Here is a 23,788-nt window from a genome sequence, read left to right on the forward strand (position 1 = left end):
CCCCGGCAGGCCCGAGAATCGAGCCTGACTGTTCACCGCACCTGATGTAAGGTTGACCACTATCAAGGTGGCCATGGATTGGAGTAAAGCAGTTGTTCAAAAAATGCGCATGTTACTTGAGCATTTGTTTGCTCGCAGCGCCGTTGGTCGCGACCGCCGAAGCGCCGTTGCCGCCGCTGGAAACACTGCCGGCGCCATTGCCGGTCGAGCCGCAGAGCCCGTTGCAAGCCGTGTTGATCGGTCTGCCGCAGGCGTGCCCGGGCGTTGCCGCGAACCTCAACGGCCCGGCGCTTGAACAATTGCAGGCGTTCTATCAGCAACAGGACTGGTTACCGGTATGGGCGCAAAGCCAGCAATTACCGGCCTTGCAGGCGCAATTGCAACTGCTGGCCGACGACGGCCTGAACCCGAAACGCTACCCGGTGGCGGCCAGCGCACCACAGGACGGCGAGCTGTGTGCCGACATCGAAATCAGCCGCTATTACCTGCAAGCCTTGCAGGATTTGCACTACGGTCGCCTGCTGCAATCGCACTTCGAGCCGCTGTGGCATTCCGACGAAACGCCTCGTGACCGCCAGGCCGAACTGCTGACGATCGCCGTGCCGGGGATGCATGACATTGCAGCCGCCTTCGACCTGGCCCGCCCGCGTCTGGCGCAATACCAGAACCTGCGTCACCTCTACGCCGCGCAACGTCTGCAAGCCCTGCCGCACTGGCAGTCGGTCGGCAACGGGCCGCTGCTGCGTCCGAACATGGAAGACAAACGCGTGCCGGAGCTGGCGCTGCGCTTGTACAGCGAAGGCTATCTGAGCAGCGCGGTCGGCACTCCGGACAACGCGTATCACGGCGTACTGGTCGAGGCGGTGAAAAGCTTCCAGGCCAATCATTCGTTGCAGGCCGACGGCGTGGTCGGGCCGGGCACCATCGCCGAACTCAACATCAGTCCGTTGACTCGCCGCGAACAACTGCGGGTCAACCTCGAACGTTTCCGCTGGCTGGCCCAGGACATGGAGCCGGATGGTCTGCTGGTCAACGTGGCCGCCGCCGAACTGACCCTGTATCAGGACGGCCTGCCGGTGTGGCAGACCCGCACCCAGGTCGGTCGCGCCGAGCGCCAGACCCCCTTGCTCAAATCCCGGGTCACACGCCTGACCCTGAACCCGACCTGGACCGTGCCGCCGACGATCTGGAAGGAAGACAAACTGCCGGAGATCCGCAAGGACCAGACCTTCCTCAGCCGGCAGAACCTGCAAGTGCTCGACGCCAACGGCCAGCCGTTGGCCGCAGCGGACATCGACTGGGACAACCCCGGCAACATCCTCCTGCGCCAGGACGCCGGCCCGCGCAACCCGCTGGGGCAAATGGTCATCCGCTTTCCCAACCCGTTCTCGGTGTACCTGCATGACACGCCGAGCAAGGCGCTGTTCGACAAAGGGCCGAGGGCGTTCAGTTCCGGTTGCGTGCGGGTCGAGCATCCACTGAAATTGCGCGACTTTTTACTCAGCCCGGCAGAAAAAGCCCGCACCGACACCTTGCTCGCCAGCGGCACCACCCACGAGTTCCGCCTGAGCAATCCAGTGCCGATCCTGATGACCTACTGGACCGCCCAGGTCGACAACCATGGCCGCGTGCAATACGCCCCGGACATCTACAGCCGCGACACCGCGCTGCTCGCCGGGCTGGACCGGGTGCACTGAGTTTTACCGAGGGTGTCGTTCAACGGTTGGCGCGCTTCCAGAACAGCCGCGCCAGCCACGCATCCACGCTCAACTTCCCGGCCCCGGCGAATACCAACGGCACCATCGCGGCGAGGTAGATCGCCGGCAACTTGAAATTGCCGAAGCCCTTGTTGGTGATCGCATAACCCTGGGCCAATTCGCTCAACGACGACCAGTCCGCCGGCCAGTGAACGGCAGCGGTGGCGACGATGGTCACGACAATCAGCGAAATCGCCGAAATCCGCGTACCGAAGCCGATCAGAATGGCCAGGGCACCGATCAACTCGGCCCACATCGACAGCTCCCAGTTCAGCGTCGCCGGCAGGTGGTCGAAGGGAAACGGGAAGCGCTCCTGGATATCCTCGAACCAGTTCTGGCCGTTGAATTTCTCCAGACCCGATTCGAAGAATTCCCAGGCGATGAACAGGCGCAGGGTCAGCGGCGCGAGCCATTGACCTGCGCGATCGAGGTTGAAGTGCAAGCCTTTGACGGCGGAGGAGAGGGCAGTGGTCATGGGGTGAACTCCATTCAATCAGAGAGAAACGGGACACCGAAGCGTCCCGTACACGGGTTACTCGCTGGCGCCGCACTTGCCTTCGCCGCATTTACCTTCCGAGGACTTTTCCCCGCTGTCGGATTGCGCCTGGGCCTGGCTGTAACCGTGGTCCAGTGGCTTGACGCTGAACGCTTCGGCGGCCGACGCGGCGTTGGACAAAGCCAGCCCACCGGCAAGCAGCAGTCCGAGGGTCAGGGAAGTTTTCGAGAGCTGGGTCATGGTGAATCTCCGTTGCATCAAATGAGTTGAGAGGCTGTACCGGCAGTGCCGATCGACAGATTCATTTGACGCCCGGGGTGTATCGGGGATGTGTCGCGGGGGAGGGGGATTTATCGGGATCGTGTGTCTGCGGCTGGGGTGGATACAGTGCGATACATGGCAGAGGAGGCTGTTGAAACCATGGGTTCAGATAGTTCTCCAGCACCCTCAGAATCGCTGCCCTCACCTTAGCCCTCTCCCAGAGGAAGAGGGGACTGACCGATATGGCAGTAAAGAAGGCGTACACCCGCCAAAACCAGGTCGGCCCGAAGGCCGCCTTGCGGGCACGCCCACTCCCACAGAAAAGCCAAAGCACAAGCAAAAGCCAAAGCACAAGCCAAAGCCAAAGCCAAAGCCAAAGCCGTCCGCCCCTGCTTCTCACCACTCAACACAATGAGCGTTAGCTCGAGTACCGCTCTTGATCTTGCCGTGCCGGCCCCTTCGGCAGGCTGAGTGGAGGGATTTATCCGGGGGTGGGAGCGCAGCGACCGTTTGGCGCAGCCAAACACATCGAGAGGAGGTGCAGCGAAGCAAACCGTAGGCGATGCCCCCCGGATGAATCCCGCAACGAAGGAACTCCGAGCCTCAGCGAGGAGCCGAACGCCGGGGCCAAGCCTTTTGGGTTACCTTTTTGGCGTCTGAAAAAGGTGACTCGCCGTAAGGGCGAAACCGCCAGCAAAAACACCCGCAGAAACGGATATACACCCCACCCCCCCCAAAAAAAAACCTGCCGGCCCAGAGGCCGCAGCGCCCACCAAAAACCAGTGTGATCCAACCCCCGAAAAAAGCGTCTAGCCACCGTGTCCCCGCAATCCCACCGGGGCGAAACTTCGGAACCCGGCATGCAAGCCCTGTTGAACGAAATCCTTGACGCCGTCCGGCCCCTGATCGGGCAGGGCAAAGTGGCTGACTACATCCCCGCCCTCGGCACCGTCCCGCCCAACCAACTGGGCATTGCCGTCTACGGCAACGACGGCGAAATGTACTGCGCCGGCGATGCCGACACCCTGTTCTCGGTGCAGAGTATTTCCAAGGTATTCAGCCTGGTGCAGGCCATCGAACATTCCGGCGAGGCGATCTGGGAGCGCCTGGGCCACGAGCCGTCCGGGCAGCCGTTCAACTCGCTGGTGCAACTGGAATTCGAGCGCGGCCGCCCGCGCAATCCGTTCATCAATGCCGGGGCGCTGGTGATCTGCGACATCAATCAGTCACGGTTCGCCGCGCCAGCGCTGTCGATGCGCGATTTCGTCCGGCGCCTGTCGGGCAATCCGCAGGTGATGGTCGACGGCAAGGTCGCCGACTCCGAATACCAGCACCGCGCGCGCAACGCGGCGATGGCTTATCTGATGCAATCCTTCGGCAACTTCCACAACGACGTCGAAGCGGTGCTGCGCAGCTACTTCAGCCACTGCGCCCTGCGCATGAGCTGCATCGATCTGGCCCGTGCATTCTGCTTCCTCGCCAACGACGGCTACTGCAAACACAGCGGCGAACAGATCCTCACCCCGCGCCAGACCCAGCAAGTCAACTCGATCATGGCCACCAGCGGCCTCTACGACGAGGCGGGCAACTTCGCCTACCGCGTCGGCCTGCCGGGCAAGAGCGGGGTCGGCGGCGGTATCGTCGCGGTGGTGCCGGGGCAGTTCACCGTCTGCGTGTGGTCGCCGGAACTCAACGCGGCGGGCAATTCGCTGGCCGGCATGGCGGCACTGGAAATGCTCAGCTCGCGGATCGGCTGGTCGGTGTTCTGACAGACTCCCCGGATAAGGCGGGAAGAGCGCCACTCCCCCGGAGGATCCGTGTTGCCTTGGGGGAGGGCATTGCTATACATTTTTCGGCCGCTTCTCACAGGATGAATCCGCTCCATGTCTCTCGCGCTTGAACGTCTCGTCGCTGGCACGCCTATCCCTTTCGCTGGTAACCGCGTCACCGTGGTCAGCCCCGAACTGGCTGAGCGCTTCCGACCCGGCGATCACCTGCTGGTGGAGCAGGTCAGTGGCGAGCTGTTGCTGATTCCCGTGGCCGATCAACAGGCGGCAGCCGTGGCGATCGAACGCGCCGCTGCGGCGTTCACGGTGTTGTCGGCGGTGTCCGACGAGGCCATCAGCCGCTTCTTCGATCTGTTCGCCCAACGTCTGGAAACCCCGGATGCCTGGGCGCTGATCGAAGCCGCCAACCTTGCCGACATCGAACGGGCCAAGGCGCGCGGTCGCTCCACCACCCGTTTGCTCGCCGATGAACGCATGCGCCGCGACATGATCGCCGGCCTGCGGGCCTGGCGTGATGCCCCGGCCACGCGCGGCAAGGTCATCAGCAGCGTCGAGCACGATGGCTGGAAGGTCGAGCAGGTGGTGTCGCCGCTGGGCATCGTCGCGTTTGTGTTCGAAGGTCGGCCCAACGTCTTCGCCGATGCCGCTGGCGTGTTGCGTACCGGCAACACCGCCGTGCTGCGCATTGGCAGCGATGCGCTGGGCACCGCTCAGGCCATCGTCACCCATGCGCTGAACCCGGCGCTGGCCGATGCCGGTCTGCCGGCGGGCGCGGTGTCGCTGGTAGAGAGCGTCAACCATGCCGCCGGTTGGGCGATGTTTGCCGATCGGCGCCTGTCGCTGGCAGTGGCTCGAGGCTCGGGCCGCGCGGTCAGTCAGTTGGGCAGCATCGCCCAGCAGGCCGGCACCGCCGTCAGCCTCCACGGCACTGGCGGTGCGTGGTTGATTGCCGACCGCGAGGCCGACGCCACACGCTTTGCGGCGGTGGTGCGCAACTCTCTGGATCGCAAGGTCTGCAACACCCTCAACGTCTGCCTGATCCAGCGCGAGCGCGCGGCCGAACTGGTGCCGCTGTTCCTCGATGCCTTGCAGCAGGCCGGCACCGCACGCGGTCAGGGCTGCAAGTTGCACATCGTTGAGGGCAGTGAAAGTTTCCTGTCGAACGAATGGCAAAGCGCGACGGTCGAGGTCTATCGCGCCGAAGGCTACAAGACCGAGGCGCAGGCCGAGCCATTGCCCGAAGCGCAGTTGGGCCGCGAGTGGGAATGGGAAGAAACCCCGGAAGTCAGTCTGATGATTGTCGACGATCTGGATCAGGCGATTGCCCTGTTCAACCGCTACAGCCCGCAGTTCACTGTGTCGCTGATCAGCGAGAACGCAGCGGAGCAGGAGCGTTTCTACAGCGCGGTCAACGCGCCGTTCGTGGGCAACGGCATCACCCGCTGGGTCGATGGTCAGTACGCGCTGAACAAGCCGGAACTGGGGCTTTCGAACTGGGAGAGCGGGCGGTTGTTCGCCCGTAGCGCGATTCTCTCCGGTGACGGCGTGTTCACTGTACGCAGCCGCATGACCCAGATCGATCTTGGCGTGAAGCGCTGAATTCAGCGTGCCTGTGGCGAGGGTGCAAACGCCCTCGCCACGGGTGATCGTCCCACCCAACCGGTTCAGGCAGCATCGAGCGATGTTGCCTGAACCGCGCAGGTTGCGGGCTGCTGCGCCAGTGACACAAAGGTGCGCCGGTCGGCGCTCAAGGCGTCGATCGAACCGGTTTCGATGTCGTACACCCAGCCATGCAGGTTGAGCAGACCTTTCTCCTGCGCCAGGCGTACGCTTGGATGTGTCTGGATATTCGCCAGTTGCGCGATCACGTTTTCCCGCACCATCGAACTCAGCCTGGCCGCGTCATCGGCGTGAGGCCGCGACTCGTTGACCACCTTCGCCGACTCGGCGTGCTGCAGCCAGCCGCTGACGGCGGGCAGGTGATCCATGCATTTGCATTGGGCAATCGCAGTCATCGCACCGCAATCGGAGTGGCCGCAGATCACGATATCGGTCACGCCGAGTACCGCCACCGCATATTCCACCGTCGCCGAAACCCCGCCTGGATGCGGGCTGTAGGACGGCACGATATTGCCCGCATTGCGAATCACGAACAGCTCGCCGGGTTCTTGTTGAGTCAGCAGTTCCGGCACGACACGGCTGTCGGAACACGTGATGAATAACGTCCCCGGCTGTTGGGTGGTGGCCAGGTGTTTGAACAGTTCGGTGCGTTGCGGGAACGCCTCGCTCTGAAATTTCAGGAAGCCTGCGATCAGGTTTTTCATGGTGTTGTCCTCTCAGTTCGAGCAGCCGCTGCCGAATTCGCTGTACTGCAAAATGTGTTTGGCACCGTCGCTGTCCAGGTAGGTCATTTCGACCGGAACCACGCCGCAGACATCGGCAACCGGGGTGATGCTGATGACTTTGGCAATATCCAGATTCATTCCATAGCGATAGGCGACAGCTTCCTCGGCGGCGTGAGCCTGGGTGCTCAGGCCGGCGATCAGGGTCAGGGTCAGCAGAATTTTTTGCATGGGGCAGCCTCCAGACGAATGTGGTGACAAGTGCAATCGAGATTGGGTGAGGCCCGCACGGCGTGCGGGCCGGGATGAATCAGAACGGACGCAGTGGCAGGAACTTGCCGTCGAGGGTGACTACGGCACGGGAGCCGCCTTCCGGGTCTTCGACTTTCTTGATGTCGAGCTTGAAGTTGATCGCGCTGATGATGCCGTCGCCGAATTGTTCGTGGACCAGGGCTTTGAGGGTGGTGCCGTAGATCTGGATCATCTCGTAGAAGCGGTAGATGGTCGGGTCGGTCGGCACACCGCTGAGGCTGCCGCGCAGCGGGATGATTTGCAGGGCGGCGATGTCGGCGGCGTCCAGTTCCAGTTTGTCGCCGACCACTTGGGCAGCGGCTTGCGGCAGCGGATGCTGGCCGAGCAGGGCGGCGGTGACGTAGGCCAGGCTCAGGCCGGTGTCATCCGCCAGATCCTGCCACGACAGATTTTTGCGGGCCTTGGCGTCCAGGACGCGGGTGGTCAGGGCCAGGCTGGCATCGTTGTAAGCGTGGGACTGTTGCATGGTGTCATTCCTATCGGAGTTGGCTTGCGGTGTGGGTTCATCTTCTGCCGATTGATCCATAGCGTCCAAGATCGATATACAATGCAAAGCATAAGTAACACCTATAGATAGGGTGCCCGATGCTGCTTCGACACTTGCGTTACCTGCTGGCCGTGGCCGATCACGGCGGCTTCACCCGCGCGGCCGAGGCGCTGCATGTGTCGCAGCCGACCTTGTCGCAACAGATTCGCCAGTTGGAGGAAAGCCTTGGGGTGAACCTGTTCGACCGCACTTCGCGTTCGGTCAAACCCACCGATGCCGGCGAGGCTTACATCGAATGTGCGCGGCGGGTGCTGGTGGAGCTGGAGGCGGGCAAGCGTGCGTTGCATGACGTGAAGGATCTGTCTCGCGGCAGCCTGCGCCTGGCGATGACGCCGACGTTCATGGCGTATCTGGTCGGGCCGCTGGTGCGTGATTACGTGGCGCGCTTCCCGGGGATTCGCCTGCAGATTTTCGAACTGTCGATGGACGACATCGAGGCTGGGCTGGCGGACGACTCGCTGGATATCGCGATTGCCTTCACCCCGGTGCGCAACCCGGAGATCGAGTGCATTCCGGCGTTTGTCGAGACGCTGGGGATCATGGTCGGGCGTGAGCATCCTTTGTACGACAGCACTTCAGTGCTGACGCCGCGCGACATCGCGCAACTGGACTTCGCCCTGTTGGGGCCGGATTTCATTACGCGGCTGTCGATTGATGAGTATTTTCGTCAGCACGGCATCACGCCGAAAGTGCAGATCGAGGTGAACTCGGTGAGCACGTTGCTGGAAGTGATGCGTCATGCGCCGATCGCGACCATGTTGCCGGAGGCGATTGCCACGCAGGATCGGGCGTTGCGCAGGCTGGCGGTGCAGAGCGAGGCGCCCCAGCGAGGGGCGGCGTTGTTGCGGCGCAAGAACAATTACCACAGTGCGGCGGCGGTGGCGTTTCTGGAATTGGTGTTAAGCCGGGAGCAGCCGTCACCCTGACCCTCTCCCAGAGGAAGAGGGACGGATCTAACCGTCACCACAAACTTTTCAGGCGAATAAAAAAAGGGCCTGCTTCCATTACAGAAGCAGGCCCTTTTTATATATAGAGAGAACTTACAACTCAGCAGAACCGATCAATCACCCGAACTTCGTTCTTGTTCTGCATCGAGTCCCACGCCTGTTTCAGCGTTTGCAGAACATTACCGATGAAGTCCTTGTCGGCTGCGGCTTTCTTGCCGACATAGCCGTGGCCGCGACGGTACATCTTCAGGCGGGCCAGCAGGTTCTGGTTGTTCCGGTCGAACTCTTCTTCACCAGCGTGGGGCGACAGGCAGTCGATATGCACCTGACCCGACTTGCTGATCCACAGAATATGGCTGTCGAGCGTGTCTTTCTGCGCCGCGAACATACGAGCCAGTTCTTCGATAGTAGGTTGATTGTTCAGATTCATGATTTTGCCCCTTGACCAGTCTGGTGATCTTTCAAAGTTGATTCGCTAATACAGGTAGCCCATCGGTTAGTTGATCCCTGGCACCGAAACCAGGACGTCAGCGGTCGCCCGTGATAAGTACGGGGTCATGCATCTGTTGCATGTAGTCGTGTTGAATAACTGCTACGCAATAGCGTCACAACGAGGAGAAGCAGCGAAAACCGGGAGGCTCCTTGACGACGTTTTCAGGGTCGACCACAAGCGTCTTGAGAATTTTCGCCAGCGCTTCTCGTCCTTGTACTGGACGTTCAGGCCAGGTCAGCTTCTTCAATCTGCCTTGTGGGCAGCGTGTATCCGGAAAAAACAGCTCGGCGGTCAGACGAGCTTGCTCAAGCGTGTTACCAGTGCTCCCGATCGGGGAGACGTCTGCATCATGCAAAAGCAAAACGATGCCGTCAACGGTTTTGTAGTGATTATTTTTGAGCACTACATATTGTCGGACAAAGTCATTCTGGAATGAGAAAAGTTCCGCTCAAACGGCGGAGGAAGGGCTGCGCAGGCAGTAGAACGTACACGGATAGCCGTCGACGAGCCGTTGCTGCAAGGTGAATTCGCCGCCGCTCAGCACCGGGATGAGTCCGGCCCAGAAGCGCCGGGCCGGTACGTTGGCGTCGATATGGAAAATCTGCCATCGACCGGGGAAACGGCTCAAGAGGGCAGAGATGACAAACTGCGCGACGCCTTGGCCACGGAATTTTCGGCTGATGAAGAAATAGCCGATGTTGTACTCGGCGCCTTCGATGTGAATGTGGTCATCCACGGTCACGAATCCCGCCAGTTCGCCGTCGACCCTGATCAGAAACGGCCGGGTGGCCGGGAGGCGCCAGTAGTCATCCTTGAACTGGACGCGGAAGAAACCATGTTCCGCCAGTTTCAGCGGCAACCATTCGCTGAAGTCGTACAGGTAGAACTGCATCAGGTTTTCGATGGTGTCCAGTTCGTCGCGCTGGGCAGCGAGCAGTTCGATGTCGGCCATGCCGGGACTCCCGAAAGGATGCACCTTGCACAAACAGTAGCGCGTTTTAACCGGCCTTCGGTTTCACCGTGCGTTTGCCGGTGGCCGGAGTTTTGCGCCGGGTGGATTTGCGCTTGTTTTTCCATGGCGCGGCAGCCTTGCCGGCGGGAGGCGGGCCGCTGATGCTCAGGCTCAGTCCGGCACACCGCGCCACTTGCTTGCTCATCCAGGCTGCCTGTTTGGTGACGAATTCTTCCAGGCTCATTTCACCGCTCTGCACCATGTCCAGTGCCTGCTCCCAGATCGCCGTGGTGCCGGGATCGGCGATCGCCCGGGGCACCGCGTCGATCAGGCTGAACGCCGCCGGTGTCGCGGCCAGCGCCTTGCCATTCTTCACCAGATAACCGCGATCGAGCAGGCCCTGGATGATCGATGCGCGGGTGGCCTCGGTTCCGATGCCGGTGGTGTCCTTGAGTTTCTGCTTGAGCAGCGGATCTTCCACCAGTTTGGCGACGTTCTTCATCGCCTTGATCAGATCGCCTTCGGTGTAGGGCTTGGGTGGTTGCGTCCACAGATCCTTGAGCTTCACGTCGGCCACCGCGCACTCGGCGCCCTGGGTCAGTGTCGGCAGGGTTTGCGGTGCCGGTGCTTCACGGCCCTTGGCCGGCGCCAGGGCTTCGGGCAGAGCGCGTTTCCAGCCTGGTTCGATGATCTGCTTGCCCACCGCGCGCAGGGCTTCACCGGCGCAGTCGAAATCCGCCTGGGTGCGGTCGTATTCATGGTTGGGCAGGAACTGCGCCAGATAGCGCGCGCGAATCAGCGTGTAGACCGCGCGATGCTTGCCGGTCAGACGTTCAAGGTTTTTCGCGGCGGCGGTGGGGATGATGCCGTGGTGGGCGCTGACCTTGGCGTCGTTCCAGGCCCGGGAGCGACGCTGCGGTTCCAGATGCCCGTGCAGTGCTTCAAGGCTCGGGTCGGCCTGACGCAACGCCGCGAGAATTCCCGGTGCCTCGCTGTGCTGGCTCAGCGGAAGGTAGCCGCAGTCGCTGCGCGGGTAAGTGATGACTTTGTAGGTTTCATAGAGCGCCTGGGCGATGTCGAGGGTTTCCTGGGCGCCGAGGCCGAGTTTCTTCGAGCAGACCTCCTGCAGGGTGCCGAGGTCGAAGGGTAGCGGCGCCACTTCGCGTATGCGTTCGGTGCGCAGTTTGACCACCCGGGCGCTGGCGGCGTTGCTGATTGCTGCCGCCGCTTGCTGAGCCAGCGCCTGATTGAGACAGCGATCCTGATCGTCACAGGCATCGCCCGGCGCCCGCCACTGAGCGGTGAATGGCGTGCCGTCGTGGAGCAATTGCACATCGATGGCCCAATACGGCACCGGGACGAAATCGGCGATGTTGCGATCACGATCCACCACCAGCCGCAGGGTCGGCGTCTGCACCCGGCCCACCGGCAGCACACCCTGATACCCGGACTGGCGGCCGAGCAGGGTGAACAGACGGCTCATGTTCATCCCGATCAGCCAGTCGGCCCGGGAGCGTCCCAGCGCCGAGTGATAGAGGCTGAACGTCTCGGCGCCCGGCTTGAGCGCGGCAAGGGCCTTGCGGATCGATGCCTCGTCCAGCGCCGACAGCCACAGGCGCCGGATCGGCCCGCGATAGCGGCAATGCTCCACCAATTCCCGGGCGATCATCTCGCCCTCGCGGTCGGCGTCGGTGGCGATGATCAGTTCGCTGGCCTCGCCGAGTAGACGCTTCACCGCTTTGTACTGGCTGGCGGTGCGCGGCTTGACGGTCATTTTCCATTTGTCGGGGATGATCGGCAGATCCGCCAGCACCCAACGCTTGTAGCGGGCGTCATAGGCGTCTGGCGGGGCGGTTTCCAGCAGGTGGCCGACGCACCAGGTTACCGTGACGTCCGTCCCCAGCCAGCAGCCGTCGCCTCGGCGCCGGGCACCGAGCACAGCCGCGATATCCTTGGCCTGGGAGGGTTTTTCACAGAGGTACAGCCGCATAACCACCATCGTCGATCATTGCCCGCAGAGGTGCACAGAATGGCCGGAGTCGGGCGCAGGAGCAACTTTTATCTGTATGGATATACAGATAAAAGATTGCCGGTGATGTCGTGGCAAACCGGGACAGGGTGTCGGGCTATCGAGAAATTGATTGGCGCCTTTCTGGTCGGCCATGTCAGGTTCACCGTGCCTTCCGGTTTCCGTGAAGGACGAGTGACAGGACGATCTCGCCAGAAGATCGCGTGGTCTGTCGGACACTGACTACTTTGAAACAAGGACGTACACCATGCTCCGAGTGAAATCCAAGGCCTACGACGAAGTCGACACGTTCAGCCATTTGTATGACCGTGGCGGCAATGCAACCGTCAACGGCAAACCGTCGTTCACCGCCGATCAGGCCGCTGATGAAATCCTGCGCAAGGGCCTGTCGTGGCAGGACAAGAACGCTGACGGCAAGATTGATCTCAGCTACAGCTTCCTGACCGGGAAACCGGCGAACTACAACCCGAAACTCGGCAACTTCAGCGAGTTCAGCGCGCTGCAAAAAGCCCAGGCGGTGTTGGCGATGCAATCGTGGTCGGACGTGGCCAATGTGACCTTCAGCGAAGGCAGCGGCGGCGACGGCCACATGACATTCGGCAACTACGACGTCAGCACCGGCGGCGCGGCGTTTGCCTACCTGCCGGGCGGCAGCAGTTATGACGGCCAGTCGTGGTATCTGATCAACGACCAATATCGGGTCAACGAGACGCCGGGCACCAACAACTACGGGCGCCAGACCCTGACCCACGAAATCGGTCACACCCTCGGCCTGTCGCACCCGGGCGCCTACAACGCCGGCAACGGCAACCCGACCTACAACGACGCCAAGTACGCCGAAGACACCCGTGGCTACAGCCTGATGAGCTACTGGAGCGAAGCCAACACCGACCAGAATTTCAGCAAGGACGGCAGCGGCGCCTATGCTTCGGCGCCGTTGCTGGACGACATCGTGGCGGTGCAGAAACTCTATGGCGCCAACCTGGACACCCGTGCCGGCGACACCGTTTACGGGTTTAATTCCAACGCCGAGCGGGATTTCTACAGCGCTACGTCGAACGCCTCGAAAGTGGTGTTTTCGGTGTGGGACGGGGGCGGCAACGATACCCTGGACTTCTCCGGTTTCAGCCAGAACCAGAAGATCAACCTCAATGAAGGTTCGTTCTCCGATGTCGGCGGGCTGGTAGGCAACGTGTCCATCGCCTACGGCGTGACGCTGGAGAACGCCATCGGCGGTTCGGGAAATGATCTGCTGATCGGCAACGCAGCGGCCAACGATCTGGTGGGCGGGGCGGGCAACGACATCCTCTACGGCGGTGGCGGCGGTGATTCGCTGTGGGGTGGCGAGGGCGCCGACACCTTCGTGTTCGGTGCGGCCAGCGATTCGACCATGACCGCGCCGGACTGGATCATGGATTTCACCAGCGGCCTGGACAAGATCGACCTGTCGGGCATCGCCGGCTTCGCCAATGGCTCGGCGACGCTGAATTTTGTCAGCGGCTTCACCGGGCACGCGGGCGACGCGATCCTTACCTACTTCGAGCAGACCCATCAGACCAGCCTGATGATCGATCTGACCGGACAGGGTTCGGTGGACTTCGCCGTGGGCGTGGTCGGGCAGGCGGTGGCGACTGATATTGTTGCGTGATGCCCGCTAGAGCGGCCCTCTCCCTTTGGGAGAGGGCTGGGCGGCGTTCCGATGAGGGGCTTTGGAAGTTGGAGTCAACCGTTCAGCCGCGAACCCGGCGCAATCGCAGCCCATGAGTTATACCTGAACCGGTCTCTTTGCCGTATTCAGGAGAAACCGATGAAACGCCCAGGCCCAAGTCCCGTCATCGCCCTCGAAGAACTCTCAGGTTGCCTGCTGGTGAAATTCCACGGCATCCAGGTCGCGGCATCCTCCCATGCGCTGATCCTCAACGAAGCCAACTACCCCCCGGTGTACTACGTCCCGCGCGAAGACATCGACGAAAAATACTTCGCCCGCACCGACCACACCAGCTACTGCCCGTACAAGGGCGACGCCAATTACTTCACCTTGCAGGTGCCGGGGCACGAGAGTGCGAATGCGGTGTGGACCTACGAACACCCGAAAGTCTCGGTCGCGGCGATTCGCGACTACGTGGCGTTTTATCCGGATCAGGTGAAGTTCGAGGTGATCAAGGACTGACGGCAGCGATACGACATTGAGGCGAGGGTGTCAGCCACCTCGCCTCAACGGTGTTCAGCGGATCTCAGTTCTTGTCCAGATCGATATTCTTCGTCTCCCGCAGACAAATCATCCCCACCACCAGGCTCACGCCGGTAATCAAGACCGGATACCACAAGCCGTAAAAAATATCCCCGGTGTATACCACCAGCGCGAACGATACGGTTGGCAGGAAGCCGCCGAACCAGCCGTTGCCGATGTGGTAGGGCAGGGACATCGAGGTGTAGCGGATGCGGGTCGGGAACAGTTCGACCATCAGCGCCGCGAGCGGGCCGTAGCACATGGCCGAGATGACGATCAGCGCGACGATGAGGGCGACGATCATCGGTTTGTTGATCTGCTGCATGTCGGCCTGTTGCGGGTAGCCGGCCAGGGTGATGGCGCCGCGCAGGGCGGCTTCGTCGAAGCCGTCGAGTTTCACGTCGCCGACGCTTACCTGTACGGCGCTGCCGGCCGGGGCGGCGGCGCTTTCGTAGGGCAGGCCCTGCTTGACCAGGAAGGTTTTGACCTTGTCGCACGGGCTGTCGAATTTGGCCTTGCCCACCGGATCGAATTGAAAGGTGCAGGTGGCCGGGTCAGCCATTACGGTGATCGGCGCCTGGCGGCTGGCCTGGTCAATCGCAGGGTTGGCGTAGTGGGCCAGGGATTTGAAGATCGGGAAGTACAGCGCCGTCGCCAGCAGCAGGCCGAGCATCAGCACCGGTTTGCGCCCGACCTTGTCCGACAGCCAGCCGAAAATGATGAAGAACGGCGCGCCGATCACCACACTGATAATCAGCAGGCTGTTGGCCACCGCCGGGTCCATTTTCAGAAACTGCGTGAGGAAGAACAGCACATAAAACTGCGCGGCATAGAAGGTCACCGCTTGCCCGGCGTTGATGCTGAACAGCGCAATCAGCACCACTTTGAGGTTTTCCCATTTGCCGAAGGATTCGCGGATCGGCGCCTTGGAGGTCTTGCCTTCCTCTTTCATTTTCAGATACGCCGGCGACTCGTGCAGGCTCAGGCGAATCCAGGTGGAAATGCCCAGCAGCACGATCGACAGCAGGAACGGAATGCGCCAGCCCCAGACCTCGAACTGATCGCCGGTGAAGTAGCGGCAGGCGAGCACCACCAGCAGCGACAGCAGCAGGCCGAGGGTCGCGGTGGATTGAATCCAGCTGGTGTGGAAACCGCGTTTGCCGATCGGCGCGTGCTCCGCCACGTAAGTTGCGGCACCGCCGTATTCGCCACCGAGCGCCAGGCCCTGGAGCATGCGCAACAGCACCAGAATGATCGGCGCGGCGATGCCGATGCTGGCGTAGGTCGGCAGCAGGCCCACGGCGAAAGTCGCCACGCCCATCAGGATGATCGTGGCGAGGAAGGTGTATTTGCGCCCGATCATGTCCCCCAGTCGCCCGAACACCAGCGCACCGAACGGCCGCACGATGAACCCCGCCGCGAACGCCATCAGCGCGAAAATGAACGCCGTGGTGTCGTTGACCCCGGCGAAAAACTGCTTGCTGATCACCGCCGCGAGGGCGCCGTAGAGGAAGAAGTCATACCACTCGAACACCGTCCCCAGGGACGAGGCGAAGATGACTTTGCGCGTATCGGGGCTGGCGTCCGCGCTGAGCGTGGCGGCCATGGGCTGAGCATGTTCTGACATATCGGTATCCCTCACAGTGATTGTTTTTGTTGTTCCACTGGTGTTGCGTTTCCGGGTGATGCGCGATGTCCGTGAAGCTGATGCAGGGTTTTTCGGTTTCTACAGGGTATGGGCCAGTTCCTGTTTCGCCGTGATGGTTCTTGTGTCCGGGTTGAGGATCAGTTGCGCCGCTTTTTCGGCAATCATCAGCGTAGGCGAACAGGTGTTGCCCGAGGTGATGCGCGGCATGATCGAGGCATCGGCGATCCGCAAACCGGGCACGCCATGCACGCGTAGTTGCGCATCGACCACCGCCTCGGCGTCGTTGCCCATGCGGCAGGTGCCGACCGGATGGAAAATCGTCGTGCCGATCTTCGCCGCTGCTTCGTGCAGTTGCTCTTCGCTTTGCAGGCTGGTGCCGGGCAGGTACTCCACCGGTTTGAACGCTTGCAGGGCCGGGGCGCTGACGATGCGTCGGGTCAGGCGGATCGCGTCGGCGGCCACGCGCAGGTCTTCGGGATGACTCAGATAATTGGGTTGAATCAGTGGCGCGGCCTGCGGATCAGCGGAGCGAATCTCCACCCGGCCACGGCTCTGCGGACGCAAATCGCAGACCGACGCGGTGAACGCCGGAAAGCTGTGCAACGGCTCGCCAAAGCGCTCCAGCGACAACGGCTGGACGTGATATTCAAGATTGGCCGACGTCTGTTCCGGCCCCGAGCGGGCGAACGCGCCCAACTGACTCGGCGCCATCGACAGCGGCCCGCTGCGGTCATACAGATAGCGCAGGCCCATGCCCATCTTGCCCCACACACTGCCGGCGATCTGGTTCAGGGTGCGGGCGTTTTCCAGTTGATAGATCAGACGCAGTTGCAGGTGATCCTGCAGATTGCCGCCGACCCCCGGCAGCTCATGGCTGACACCGATGCCGAGGCGCTCCAGCAACGGACGCGGGCCAATTCCGGAACGCTGCAAAATGCTCGGCGAACCCACGGACCCCGCGCACAACACGATCTCCTTGCGCGCCTTGAAGCGCTTCAGCTGACCCTGGCAACGCGCGCTGACCGCCGCTGCGCGACCGTTGTCGAACAGCACGCGATCCACTTCGACGTCGGTCAGCACCGTCAGATTGGCCCGGTCGCGAATCGGCTTCAAAAAAGCCTTCGCTGCGTTCCAGCGCACACCGGCCTTCTGGTTGACCTGAAAGTAGCCGCAACCTTCGTTATCGCCCTGATTGAAGTCATCGATGCTGGCAATGCCGCTCTGTTCGGCGGCGCTGCGGAAGGCGTCGAGAATCGGCCATGACAGGCGCTGACGCTCAACCCGCCACTCACCCTGGTCACCGTGAAATTCGGCGGCACCGGCAAAGTGGTTTTCGCTCTTGATGAACAGCGGCAGCACGTCGTTCCAGGCCCAGCCCGGATTGCCCTCGGCCGCCCAGCCGTCGTAGTCGTTGGCCTGGCCGCGCATGTAGATCATGCCGTTGATCGAGGAACAGCCGCCGAGCACCTTGCCGCGTGGATAGCTCAGGCTGCGGCCGTTGAGGCCCGGTTGTTCTTCGGTCTTGAAGCACCAGTCGGTGCGCGGGTTGCCGATGCAGAACAGGTAACCCACGGGGATGTGAATCCACGGATAGTTGTCGCGCCCGCCGGCCTCGAGCAACAGCACGCGCTGTTGCGGGTCCGCCGACAGTCGATTGGCCAGCAAACACCCGGCCGGCCCGGCGCCGACCACGATGTAGTCGTATTCATCAAGGGAAGTCTGCATTCCCTGACCTCGCTTCTTGTTTTTGTTGAGGGTCATCCTAGTTGTTAGCTTTCGTTAAAAGAATGTTAGTTTTTGCGCAGCCGCTGTGCGTTTTCAAACAGCGTTCGTTGACGATAGCCGACAAGGACAAGCGATGTTCGACTGGAATGACCTGCGGTTCTTTCTCGAGTTGCAGCGCAGCGGCCGATTGCTCACCGCCGCGCGCCGGCTCAACACCACCCACGCCACCGTGGCGCGGCATATCGAAGCCATCGAAAAGAGCCTCGGCACCGCGCTGTTCGTGCAGCACGCCCAGGGCTACGAAATGACCCCGGCGGGGGAGGCGCTGCTCAAGCACGCCGAGGCCATGGAAAACGTCGCGCTGCTGGCCCAGGAAGAAATCACCCAATCCACCGCGCCGCTGGGCAAGATCCGCGTCGGCGTCACCGAAGGCCTCGGTGTGATGTTCCTCGCCAGCCGCATGATCGGCCTGTTCGAGCGCTATCCAGGGCTGGAAGTGGAACTGGTGGCGGTGCCGCGCTTCGTCAGCATCCTCAACCGTGAGGCGGAAATCAGCATCCACCTCGAACGCCCGGCGGCCGACATGCTCGTCACCCGCAAACTCACCGACTATCGCCTCGCGCTCTACGCCAGCCAGGCCTACCTCGACCACGCGCCGCCGCTGCGCAGCCGCGAAGACCTCGGCCGTCACGCCTGGATCGGCTACGTCGACGACCTGCTGTTCAGCCAGGAACTGATGTTCCTCAACAGCTTCTGCCGCAACCCGCGCGTGGTCTTCCACAGCACCAGCGTCATCGCCCAGCAGCAGGCCGCACGCTCGGGATTGGGGATTGCGGTGCTGCCTTGTTACATGGCGGCTGGCGATCCTGATCTGGTGCCTTTATTGCCGGAGGAGGGCATCGAACGCAGTTACTGGATCAGCACGCGGCGTGAGCTGCACAAGTCGGTACGGCTGCGGGTGGTCTGGGATTATGTGGTGGGGTTGTGCGAGGCGGAGCGCCGTTTGCTGCTTGGCTGATCCCAGCCTCTTTGGGGGCAACGCTTGGCCTTCGCCAGCAAGCCCACTCTCACTCTCACAGGATTCATCGCAGGCTCATTTTTTCTCGATAGCGGCCGATGATGTTCGAACGATTTCCACGGATGCACTTCATGAACAAGGTTGTTGCCGTACTTTCGCTCACCGCCCTCATTGCGGGTTGCAAACCCTTCGGCGGACCCAACCCGATTGCCGTTGAATACCCGATCTTCCATTGCTTTCCTTATCTGGAACGGACATCGCTCAGCGAGCTTGAGCTCGACGACCTTCGTTATTACGCCAGGCGCGACAACGGCTGCAAAATGGTCCTCGGCAAAATCTACGAGTTTGGCCGCGCCGTGCCGCAGGACATCCCCCGCGCCAAAGACATTTATCTGTCCGTCGCCGAGGACGACCCTCAAGCCTACGGCCGCCTGGGCGTCATGGCGGAAGAAGGTATTGGCGGGCCGGTGGATCTCGTGGCGGCCAGAGATTTTTATCAGCGTGCCGTTGCCAAACCCGGCAATACCGACATCGAACTCAAACTGGCGCAGTACCTGGAGGAGGGCAAGGGCGGGCCGCAGGATCTCCAGGGCGCGCTGACCCATTACTTCAACGCCAGCACTGCCGGCGGCGAAACCCCCTGGAAAGGCCTCGAACGACTGCGCGACAAGGGCGTCGTCATGACCATCGAGCAGCAACAGCGCTATAACAATGTGTTTGTCAGCAGGGTGAAGGTTGGCCTCAGGTTAAAGATGAAGGGCATTGAGAAAGCCTTCGAAAAGATCATCACACCGGCTACCGCCGGGAAAACGATCCAGGTACAGCTGGAATACAGCCCCGGTTCGCTGGTGCCGGCGATTTCTCTGCGGGAAAGTTCAGGCAATAAAGATTTCGACCAGCAAGCGCTGCAGGGCTTCAGCGATTACCTATTCCCCGGCGTTCCAATCCTGCCACCGGAGCAGAAAACCTATCAGGCCATCGCGATGGTCAGGACCGACGGCAAGACCCCGATGCAGCGCTTCAGAGACGAAAGGGCGGCGGCCAAAAACAACTGAGTTGTTGAACGCCAGGTGTGACTGGCCGGTGTGGCAGCGTGGAAACCGGAATAGCACTTGGCGACTTCCAAACCGTAGTTCAAGGATCGATCGATGCCCATCAGCTTTCATAAAATGCACGCCAATGGCGATGACTTCATCGTGGTGGATGCGCGAAATACCACCAGTCCAGTCACCTCTGAACTGGCTCGGCGAATGGGCGATCGCCACCTGGGCATCGGCTTCAATCAAGTGGCGGTATTGCTTGATTGCGAGGACGCCGACGCGCGCCTGGTGTTCTGGAACGCCGATGGTTCGCCACTGGACGTGTGCGGCAGCGCCACTCGCGGCGCGGCGGACAGGCTGATGCGCGAGGCCAACCGGACGTCGGTCACCCTGCGCACCGCCCGTGGCCTGCTGACCTGCGAGCGGACGTCAGCCGAGCGTATTTCCGTCTCCATGGGACAGCCGTTGTTCGGCTGGTCGGAGATTCCCCTGGCCCGGGAAATGGACACCACCGTGCTACCCCTGGCCGGCGTCCCCGCCGCCTGCAGCATGGGCAATCCCCATTGCACGTTTTTCGTCGACGACCTGAGCGCCATCGACATCGCCACCCTCGGCCCGACGCTGGAAACCAACCCGCTGTTTCCCCTCAAGACCAATGTGCATTTCGTCCAGATCATCGACCGCCAGCATATTCGGTTGCGCATCTGGGAACGCGGCGGCGGCATTCCGCTTGGCTCCGGCTCGTGCTGTTGTGGCGCGGCGGTCAACGGTATTCGACGTGGCTTACTCGACAATAGCGTTGAGGTCGAGTGCGATGGCGGAAGCGTGACGGTGCAGTGGGATGGGCGCGGATCGGTTGTGCTCAGTGGGCCGGTACAGGCCGTTTTCTCGGGAACCATCGCCGACAACTTATTGCGCGGCTGAGGCTGTGCAGGATGTCACCTCGACCACTTGGCGCGCAGCACTTGCCAGAGTTTGGCGCAACCAGGCATGCCCGGGGTCGCGGGCCTGACGTTCATGCCAGACCATTTGCACGGCGCGTGGCGGGGAGGGCCAAGGCAACTCAAACCCACGCAGATTTCCCGATTGCTCGAACAGCTTCGCCAGGGAGGCCGGCACGATCGCCGCCATGTCCGAACCTGCCAACAGGCTGGGGATGGCCAGAAAGTGCGGCTGAATCAGTTTGAAATTCGGTGATTGGCCAATCGAATCGAACGCCACCGTCAGTGTTTTCCGGTCGAACATTTCCATGCGTCGCGTCAACCCGCGCTCGGACAGCGAGCCGTCCTCCGAACCGCCAGTGGACACCGCCAACAACGGCAGCCCGGCCAGCGCCGCCAGTGTGATGTCGCTGCTCGCCAACGGGTGATCCGCGTTCACCACTAATTGATCCACCTCCTCGAACAACACCTGTTCGCGCAGCCGATGGGGCAGGCTGGAAAAGCAACCCAGCGCAATATCCACCCGACCCACGTCGATCTGCGCGGTCAAGTCGATCCGGCTGGCGGGCACCACGGTGATACTGGCCTGCGGCGCATCGCGTGACACCGCGCGCAGAACATGCGGCAACACCACCGCTGTCAGATGGTCGGTGGCGGCAATGCAGAACTGCCGGTCGGTGACGCCGGGGTCGAACTCACTCAGCCCCACCGCGCGCTCAATAGCCATCAACGCATCGCGCACCAGCGGCGCCATCTCCAGCGCTCGCACCGTCGGCTCCATGCCGGTGACCGTGCGCACAAACAACTCGTCATTGAGCAACGAGCGAAGGCGCGACAGCGCATGACTCACCGCTGACGGGCTCAGATTGATCGCCTCACCGGCTCGCAACACATTGCGCTCGCGGATCACCGCGTCGAACACCCGCAGCAGATTCAAATCCAGATTTCTCATCGCCATCCCCGATTCTTGACCCCGCATGCACGCCATGCATTTTCAATGTGCCGATATTGCACTTCCGGAGGTCCGATCGGGAACGCAAAAATCACCTCACGTCATTCACATCGAAATGCCTGAGGTGATACATGCGCAACGAGCGCGAAACACTGATAGAGAAAACCGTCGCTTTCCTTGCCACGATCAAAGACAGGACCCCCGGGCCGGACATGGAAAACTGGCTCAATACCCATCACGGCCCCGGCACACCGCTGTACGAAGACTTGGCCCGACTCATCAAGTCCGGTGTTGCCAACGGTTGGGCCGCCGACCAGCAAATCAGCGGCCCGCATTACCGCCGAAGCCGCTTGATGGAGCCAAGCGAGCAAAACCATTTCTTCAGCCTGACTACCGTCTACATCGACCCGCGCGAAGGCAGTCGTACGCCCGAACACACCTTTCGCGGTGACTACCACCTGCACCCCTATGGTGAATTCAACCTCGTTGTTCCGCTGGAACCCGACGCCGCGCTGATGGGGCCACAGGGCTGGTGCCATGCTGGCTGGACCGCCCCGGCGCCGGGTAGCCACCACTATCCCGAGGTCAGGGGAGGGGCGTTGATTGCGTTTTTCTTTCTGCCGTCGGGGCGGATTTCCTACGACATTGAAGCGCCGAAATAGATCATCTGCCCGACGCCAATTTCCTTTCGTGGGAGTGGGCTTGCCCACGAAGACGTCCGTTCCTTCACCACATCACGCCAAGGGTGAAAACGATAGGTTATTGAGAAATAAGTTCATCCTGCGGCTCATAAAAAAATAGTCATTTCCAGCAGAAACTTAGTTTCAGGTGCCCAGTCTGTATGAATAATGGCAGGCTGCCACCCTCTAGGTAGGCAGTAGGTTAAGTTTTAGTATGTTTGTTATTGAATAAGGAGCGCTATCCACTCAATTTTCATTTTTGTTGCGTGCCAACACCTTCGATCACTTGGGTGTGGTCGAGTGGTTTAATGATTTTTCAGTGATTGAGTTTTCTCAGGGATTTTTCATGAAAATTAAGGTTGCTTTGTTGGGTTCGCTTTTATTCATTGCGCCTGTATATCAAGCCTTGGCGGATAGCTGCAGCGCCAATCCCTACGGTGGCCAGAACTGCAGCTATGACGATGGAACAACATCGACCAGCAGCAAGAACATTTATGGCGGAGTAGACACCCGCTACAGTAACGGTCTCACTTCGCAAAGCAGTGCCAATCCTTATGGCGGCTATGACACCCGGTACAACAATGGAACCACCTCGACCAGCAGCAGGAATATTTATGGCGGGGAGAATACCAGTTACAGCGATGGTCGTACGTCGCAAAGTAGTGCAAATCCCTATGGTGGATATAACACGACTTACAGTAATAGGAACTCATCGCAGAGTAGTGCAAATATTTATGGTGGGTTAGATACAAGGAATTAGAGTCGCTAGAATTCCTTGGAAACGAGAAATGGCCTCGATTGGTAACAGTTGAGGCTGTTTTGTATTTGAAATGAAAGTTTTGGTAAGGATTGTTGCTCTACCTGTTCGGGATCGGATTTTATTAAAATGTTTATTGTTGTTTAAATTCCGCCATGTTTTGAAGTCATAGGCTACAACGCCTTGCGCCATCGCCTACGACTGCGCCAGAATCCGCCGGCTTGTGCGTCTAGAGCACGGGTTTTATCGTTTCCGGGTCACTGAAAAACAGTGATCGGGTTTGGTAGCCCGTCATAACTAGTCGCATAGCGCATCGTTCGCAGGCCTGGTCAGGTCTGTGCTTAATGGTGGCCATGCGCAGGGCACCCTCGGGTGCGCCGGGTTCCTAGTTACCGGTCTACCAACCCGCGTATTGGCCGCCACCCTCGTTTGGTAGCGAGAGTGAAGGCTCCTTTTGACCAATTAGGAGTTTCACCATGAAAAAACCAACGCCGAATCCGCCTGAGGTCGACGAAACGTCCCCCTACGAATCTGCTGGCTCCAAGACATTTCACGAAGCCGCAGAACGCGCCCTCGATCACTACCTCATCCGGCCATCATTGTTCGCGCCCGCCGTCCAGGAGCCGGAACCCATGTACCTCGCCAACCCGAAATACAACACCGAATCCCTGCTCGCCAACGCCAGCGAAACCCTCGGTTCAGCCACCGAAATGCTCAACAACTTCGCCGCCACGCTCGACACTTCGCACCGCAAAACGGCCCTGGGCATTGCGCAGGTCGTGATGGTCGCGGAACTCGCCGTGAATCAGGCGCTGGACCACGTGGAGATAAACGACTAACCCACTCCGAAGGGTGACAAGCGCAGCCCAGCGTC

Annotated in this window: 24 protein-coding genes; 12 read left to right on the forward strand and 12 right to left on the reverse strand. The window is 61.0% G+C overall.

The genetic code is table 11. From position 1 onward, the window contains the following. The first annotated feature begins 92 nt into the window (after positions 1 to 92). Positions 93 to 1,697 (forward strand): L,D-transpeptidase family protein, encoded by a 1,605-nt coding sequence (locus tag N8H74_RS16815; protein WP_262148938.1) that lies wholly within the window; start codon positions 93 to 95, stop codon positions 1,695 to 1,697. A 19-nt stretch (positions 1,698 to 1,716) separates the two neighbouring features. On the opposite strand, the gene N8H74_RS16820 is transcribed toward N8H74_RS16815, so the two are convergent. Together N8H74_RS16820 and N8H74_RS16825 are read right to left on the reverse strand one after the other, a co-directional pair. Further along, positions 1,717 to 2,232 (reverse strand): DoxX family protein, encoded by a 516-nt coding sequence (locus N8H74_RS16820; protein ID WP_217833574.1) that lies wholly within the window; start codon positions 2,230 to 2,232, stop codon positions 1,717 to 1,719. Between the two features lie 57 nt (positions 2,233 to 2,289). Continuing rightward, positions 2,290 to 2,493: a hypothetical protein gene (locus tag N8H74_RS16825; RefSeq protein ID WP_217833575.1), complete on the reverse strand. Its 204-nt coding sequence runs from the start codon at positions 2,491 to 2,493 to the stop codon at positions 2,290 to 2,292. 881 nt (positions 2,494 to 3,374) lie between these two features. Here N8H74_RS16825 and glsB point away from each other — a divergent pair. Continuing rightward, entirely contained in the window at positions 3,375 to 4,283 is a 909-nt protein-coding gene (glsB, locus tag N8H74_RS16830; protein ID WP_262148941.1) for a glutaminase B, read from the forward strand. A 114-nt stretch (positions 4,284 to 4,397) separates the two neighbouring features. Then, complete coding sequence (locus N8H74_RS16835; RefSeq protein WP_262148943.1) at positions 4,398 to 5,900, forward strand: aldehyde dehydrogenase family protein; 1,503 nt, start codon at positions 4,398 to 4,400, stop codon at positions 5,898 to 5,900. Between the two features lie 65 nt (positions 5,901 to 5,965). Here the strand turns inward: N8H74_RS16835 and N8H74_RS16840 are convergent, their stop codons facing one another. From N8H74_RS16840 to cynS, 3 genes are all read right to left on the reverse strand, one after another. Further along, entirely contained in the window at positions 5,966 to 6,625 is a 660-nt protein-coding gene (locus tag N8H74_RS16840) for a carbonic anhydrase (protein ID WP_217833578.1), read from the reverse strand. 12 nt (positions 6,626 to 6,637) lie between these two features. After that, positions 6,638 to 6,874 (reverse strand): DUF2790 domain-containing protein, encoded by a 237-nt coding sequence (locus N8H74_RS16845; protein ID WP_217833579.1) that lies wholly within the window; start codon positions 6,872 to 6,874, stop codon positions 6,638 to 6,640. A 79-nt stretch (positions 6,875 to 6,953) separates the two neighbouring features. Further along, on the reverse strand, positions 6,954 to 7,421 hold the full coding sequence (cynS, locus tag N8H74_RS16850) for a cyanase (RefSeq protein WP_262148945.1): 468 nt from the start codon (positions 7,419 to 7,421) through the stop codon (positions 6,954 to 6,956). A gap of 119 nt (positions 7,422 to 7,540) precedes the next feature. Between cynS and cynR the strand changes: the two genes are divergently transcribed. Continuing rightward, positions 7,541 to 8,428, forward strand: coding sequence for a transcriptional regulator CynR (gene cynR / locus N8H74_RS16855; RefSeq protein ID WP_262148947.1), 888 nt, complete (start codon positions 7,541 to 7,543; stop codon positions 8,426 to 8,428). 121 nt (positions 8,429 to 8,549) lie between these two features. On the opposite strand, the gene N8H74_RS16860 is transcribed toward cynR, so the two are convergent. The 4 genes from N8H74_RS16860 to N8H74_RS16875 all read right to left on the reverse strand — a co-directional run bounded on the left by N8H74_RS16860 (position 8,550) and on the right by N8H74_RS16875 (position 11,884). After that, positions 8,550 to 8,879, reverse strand: a complete 330-nt coding sequence (locus N8H74_RS16860; RefSeq protein WP_217833582.1) for a hypothetical protein — start codon at positions 8,877 to 8,879, stop codon at positions 8,550 to 8,552. Positions 8,880 to 9,054: 175 nt separating this feature from the next. After that, positions 9,055 to 9,345: a hypothetical protein gene (locus N8H74_RS16865; protein WP_217833583.1), complete on the reverse strand. Its 291-nt coding sequence runs from the start codon at positions 9,343 to 9,345 to the stop codon at positions 9,055 to 9,057. A 45-nt stretch (positions 9,346 to 9,390) separates the two neighbouring features. Continuing rightward, positions 9,391 to 9,894 (reverse strand): GNAT family N-acetyltransferase, encoded by a 504-nt coding sequence (locus N8H74_RS16870; RefSeq protein WP_262148949.1) that lies wholly within the window; start codon positions 9,892 to 9,894, stop codon positions 9,391 to 9,393. A gap of 46 nt (positions 9,895 to 9,940) precedes the next feature. Beyond that, positions 9,941 to 11,884, reverse strand: a complete 1,944-nt coding sequence (locus tag N8H74_RS16875) for a DNA topoisomerase III (protein ID WP_262148951.1) — start codon at positions 11,882 to 11,884, stop codon at positions 9,941 to 9,943. Positions 11,885 to 12,170: 286 nt separating this feature from the next. Between N8H74_RS16875 and N8H74_RS16880 the strand changes: the two genes are divergently transcribed. Further along, positions 12,171 to 13,571 carry a serralysin family metalloprotease gene (locus N8H74_RS16880; RefSeq protein WP_217833586.1) on the forward strand — a complete coding sequence of 467 codons (1,401 nt, stop codon included), beginning with the start codon at positions 12,171 to 12,173 and terminating at the stop codon, positions 13,569 to 13,571. Between the two features lie 159 nt (positions 13,572 to 13,730). Further along, entirely contained in the window at positions 13,731 to 14,093 is a 363-nt protein-coding gene (locus N8H74_RS16885) for a DUF427 domain-containing protein (RefSeq protein ID WP_217833587.1), read from the forward strand. Positions 14,094 to 14,157: 64 nt separating this feature from the next. On the opposite strand, the gene N8H74_RS16890 is transcribed toward N8H74_RS16885, so the two are convergent. Both N8H74_RS16890 and N8H74_RS16895 read right to left on the reverse strand, forming a co-directional pair. Next, positions 14,158 to 15,780, reverse strand: a complete 1,623-nt coding sequence (locus N8H74_RS16890) for an MFS transporter (protein ID WP_262148953.1) — start codon at positions 15,778 to 15,780, stop codon at positions 14,158 to 14,160. A 99-nt stretch (positions 15,781 to 15,879) separates the two neighbouring features. After that, on the reverse strand, positions 15,880 to 17,526 hold the full coding sequence (locus N8H74_RS16895; RefSeq protein WP_262148954.1) for a GMC family oxidoreductase N-terminal domain-containing protein: 1,647 nt from the start codon (positions 17,524 to 17,526) through the stop codon (positions 15,880 to 15,882). 133 nt (positions 17,527 to 17,659) lie between these two features. Here N8H74_RS16895 and N8H74_RS16900 point away from each other — a divergent pair, with 133 nt between their 5' ends. The 3 genes from N8H74_RS16900 (at position 17,660) to dapF (ending at position 20,508) form a co-directional block, all read left to right on the forward strand. Further along, entirely contained in the window at positions 17,660 to 18,544 is an 885-nt protein-coding gene (locus tag N8H74_RS16900; RefSeq protein ID WP_262148956.1) for a LysR family transcriptional regulator, read from the forward strand. 131 nt (positions 18,545 to 18,675) lie between these two features. Beyond that, a complete protein-coding gene (locus tag N8H74_RS16905) occupies positions 18,676 to 19,599 on the forward strand; it encodes a sel1 repeat family protein (protein WP_262148958.1) in 924 nt (307 codons plus the stop codon). Positions 19,600 to 19,692: 93 nt separating this feature from the next. Next, positions 19,693 to 20,508 carry a diaminopimelate epimerase gene (gene dapF, locus N8H74_RS16910; protein WP_262148960.1) on the forward strand — a complete coding sequence of 272 codons (816 nt, stop codon included), beginning with the start codon at positions 19,693 to 19,695 and terminating at the stop codon, positions 20,506 to 20,508. Here dapF and N8H74_RS16915 read toward each other — a convergent pair. Next, on the reverse strand, positions 20,494 to 21,483 hold the full coding sequence (locus N8H74_RS16915; protein WP_262148962.1) for a LysR family transcriptional regulator: 990 nt from the start codon (positions 21,481 to 21,483) through the stop codon (positions 20,494 to 20,496). The two genes, dapF and N8H74_RS16915, sit on opposite strands and share 15 nt — an antisense overlap. A gap of 125 nt (positions 21,484 to 21,608) precedes the next feature. Between N8H74_RS16915 and N8H74_RS16920 the strand changes: the two genes are divergently transcribed. From N8H74_RS16920 to N8H74_RS16930, 3 genes are all read left to right on the forward strand, one after another. Beyond that, complete coding sequence (locus tag N8H74_RS16920) at positions 21,609 to 22,139, forward strand: DUF4863 family protein (RefSeq protein ID WP_262148964.1); 531 nt, start codon at positions 21,609 to 21,611, stop codon at positions 22,137 to 22,139. A 364-nt stretch (positions 22,140 to 22,503) separates the two neighbouring features. Then, positions 22,504 to 22,917, forward strand: coding sequence for a hypothetical protein (locus N8H74_RS16925; protein ID WP_262148966.1), 414 nt, complete (start codon positions 22,504 to 22,506; stop codon positions 22,915 to 22,917). Positions 22,918 to 23,390: 473 nt separating this feature from the next. Continuing rightward, the gene (locus tag N8H74_RS16930) at positions 23,391 to 23,753 is read left to right on the forward strand and encodes a hypothetical protein (RefSeq protein WP_262148967.1); all 363 of its coding nucleotides are present in this window, start codon (positions 23,391 to 23,393) and stop codon (positions 23,751 to 23,753) included. The last annotated feature ends 35 nt before the right edge of the window (positions 23,754 to 23,788 follow it).

Origin of the sequence: Pseudomonas sp. B2M1-30, assembly GCF_025447575.1 — a bacterium.
GTDB classification, from domain to species: Bacteria; Pseudomonadota; Gammaproteobacteria; order Pseudomonadales; family Pseudomonadaceae; genus Aquipseudomonas; species Aquipseudomonas botevensis.

Coding starts and splice junctions, on each gene's coding strand:
- N8H74_RS16900 (WP_262148956.1), top strand. CDS start 17,660: ATGTTCGACTGGAATGACCTGCGGTTCTTTCTCGAGTTGCAGCGCAGC.
- cynR (WP_262148947.1), top strand. CDS start 7,541: ATGCTGCTTCGACACTTGCGTTACCTGCTGGCCGTGGCCGATCACGGC.
- N8H74_RS16895 (WP_262148954.1), bottom strand. CDS start 17,526: ATGCAGACTTCCCTTGATGAATACGACTACATCGTGGTCGGCGCCGGG.
- N8H74_RS16890 (WP_262148953.1), bottom strand. CDS start 15,780: ATGTCAGAACATGCTCAGCCCATGGCCGCCACGCTCAGCGCGGACGCC.
- N8H74_RS16840 (WP_217833578.1), bottom strand. CDS start 6,625: ATGAAAAACCTGATCGCAGGCTTCCTGAAATTTCAGAGCGAGGCGTTC.
- N8H74_RS16845 (WP_217833579.1), bottom strand. CDS start 6,874: ATGCAAAAAATTCTGCTGACCCTGACCCTGATCGCCGGCCTGAGCACC.
- N8H74_RS16885 (WP_217833587.1), top strand. CDS start 13,731: ATGAAACGCCCAGGCCCAAGTCCCGTCATCGCCCTCGAAGAACTCTCA.
- cynS (WP_262148945.1), bottom strand. CDS start 7,421: ATGCAACAGTCCCACGCTTACAACGATGCCAGCCTGGCCCTGACCACC.
- N8H74_RS16915 (WP_262148962.1), bottom strand. CDS start 21,483: ATGGCGATGAGAAATCTGGATTTGAATCTGCTGCGGGTGTTCGACGCG.
- N8H74_RS16820 (WP_217833574.1), bottom strand. CDS start 2,232: ATGACCACTGCCCTCTCCTCCGCCGTCAAAGGCTTGCACTTCAACCTC.
- N8H74_RS16870 (WP_262148949.1), bottom strand. CDS start 9,894: ATGGCCGACATCGAACTGCTCGCTGCCCAGCGCGACGAACTGGACACC.
- N8H74_RS16930 (WP_262148967.1), top strand. CDS start 23,391: ATGAAAAAACCAACGCCGAATCCGCCTGAGGTCGACGAAACGTCCCCC.
- N8H74_RS16920 (WP_262148964.1), top strand. CDS start 21,609: ATGCGCAACGAGCGCGAAACACTGATAGAGAAAACCGTCGCTTTCCTT.
- N8H74_RS16880 (WP_217833586.1), top strand. CDS start 12,171: ATGCTCCGAGTGAAATCCAAGGCCTACGACGAAGTCGACACGTTCAGC.
- N8H74_RS16835 (WP_262148943.1), top strand. CDS start 4,398: ATGTCTCTCGCGCTTGAACGTCTCGTCGCTGGCACGCCTATCCCTTTC.
- dapF (WP_262148960.1), top strand. CDS start 19,693: ATGCCCATCAGCTTTCATAAAATGCACGCCAATGGCGATGACTTCATC.
- N8H74_RS16860 (WP_217833582.1), bottom strand. CDS start 8,879: ATGAATCTGAACAATCAACCTACTATCGAAGAACTGGCTCGTATGTTC.
- N8H74_RS16875 (WP_262148951.1), bottom strand. CDS start 11,884: ATGCGGCTGTACCTCTGTGAAAAACCCTCCCAGGCCAAGGATATCGCG.
- glsB (WP_262148941.1), top strand. CDS start 3,375: ATGCAAGCCCTGTTGAACGAAATCCTTGACGCCGTCCGGCCCCTGATC.
- N8H74_RS16925 (WP_262148966.1), top strand. CDS start 22,504: ATGAAAATTAAGGTTGCTTTGTTGGGTTCGCTTTTATTCATTGCGCCT.
- N8H74_RS16905 (WP_262148958.1), top strand. CDS start 18,676: ATGAACAAGGTTGTTGCCGTACTTTCGCTCACCGCCCTCATTGCGGGT.
- N8H74_RS16825 (WP_217833575.1), bottom strand. CDS start 2,493: ATGACCCAGCTCTCGAAAACTTCCCTGACCCTCGGACTGCTGCTTGCC.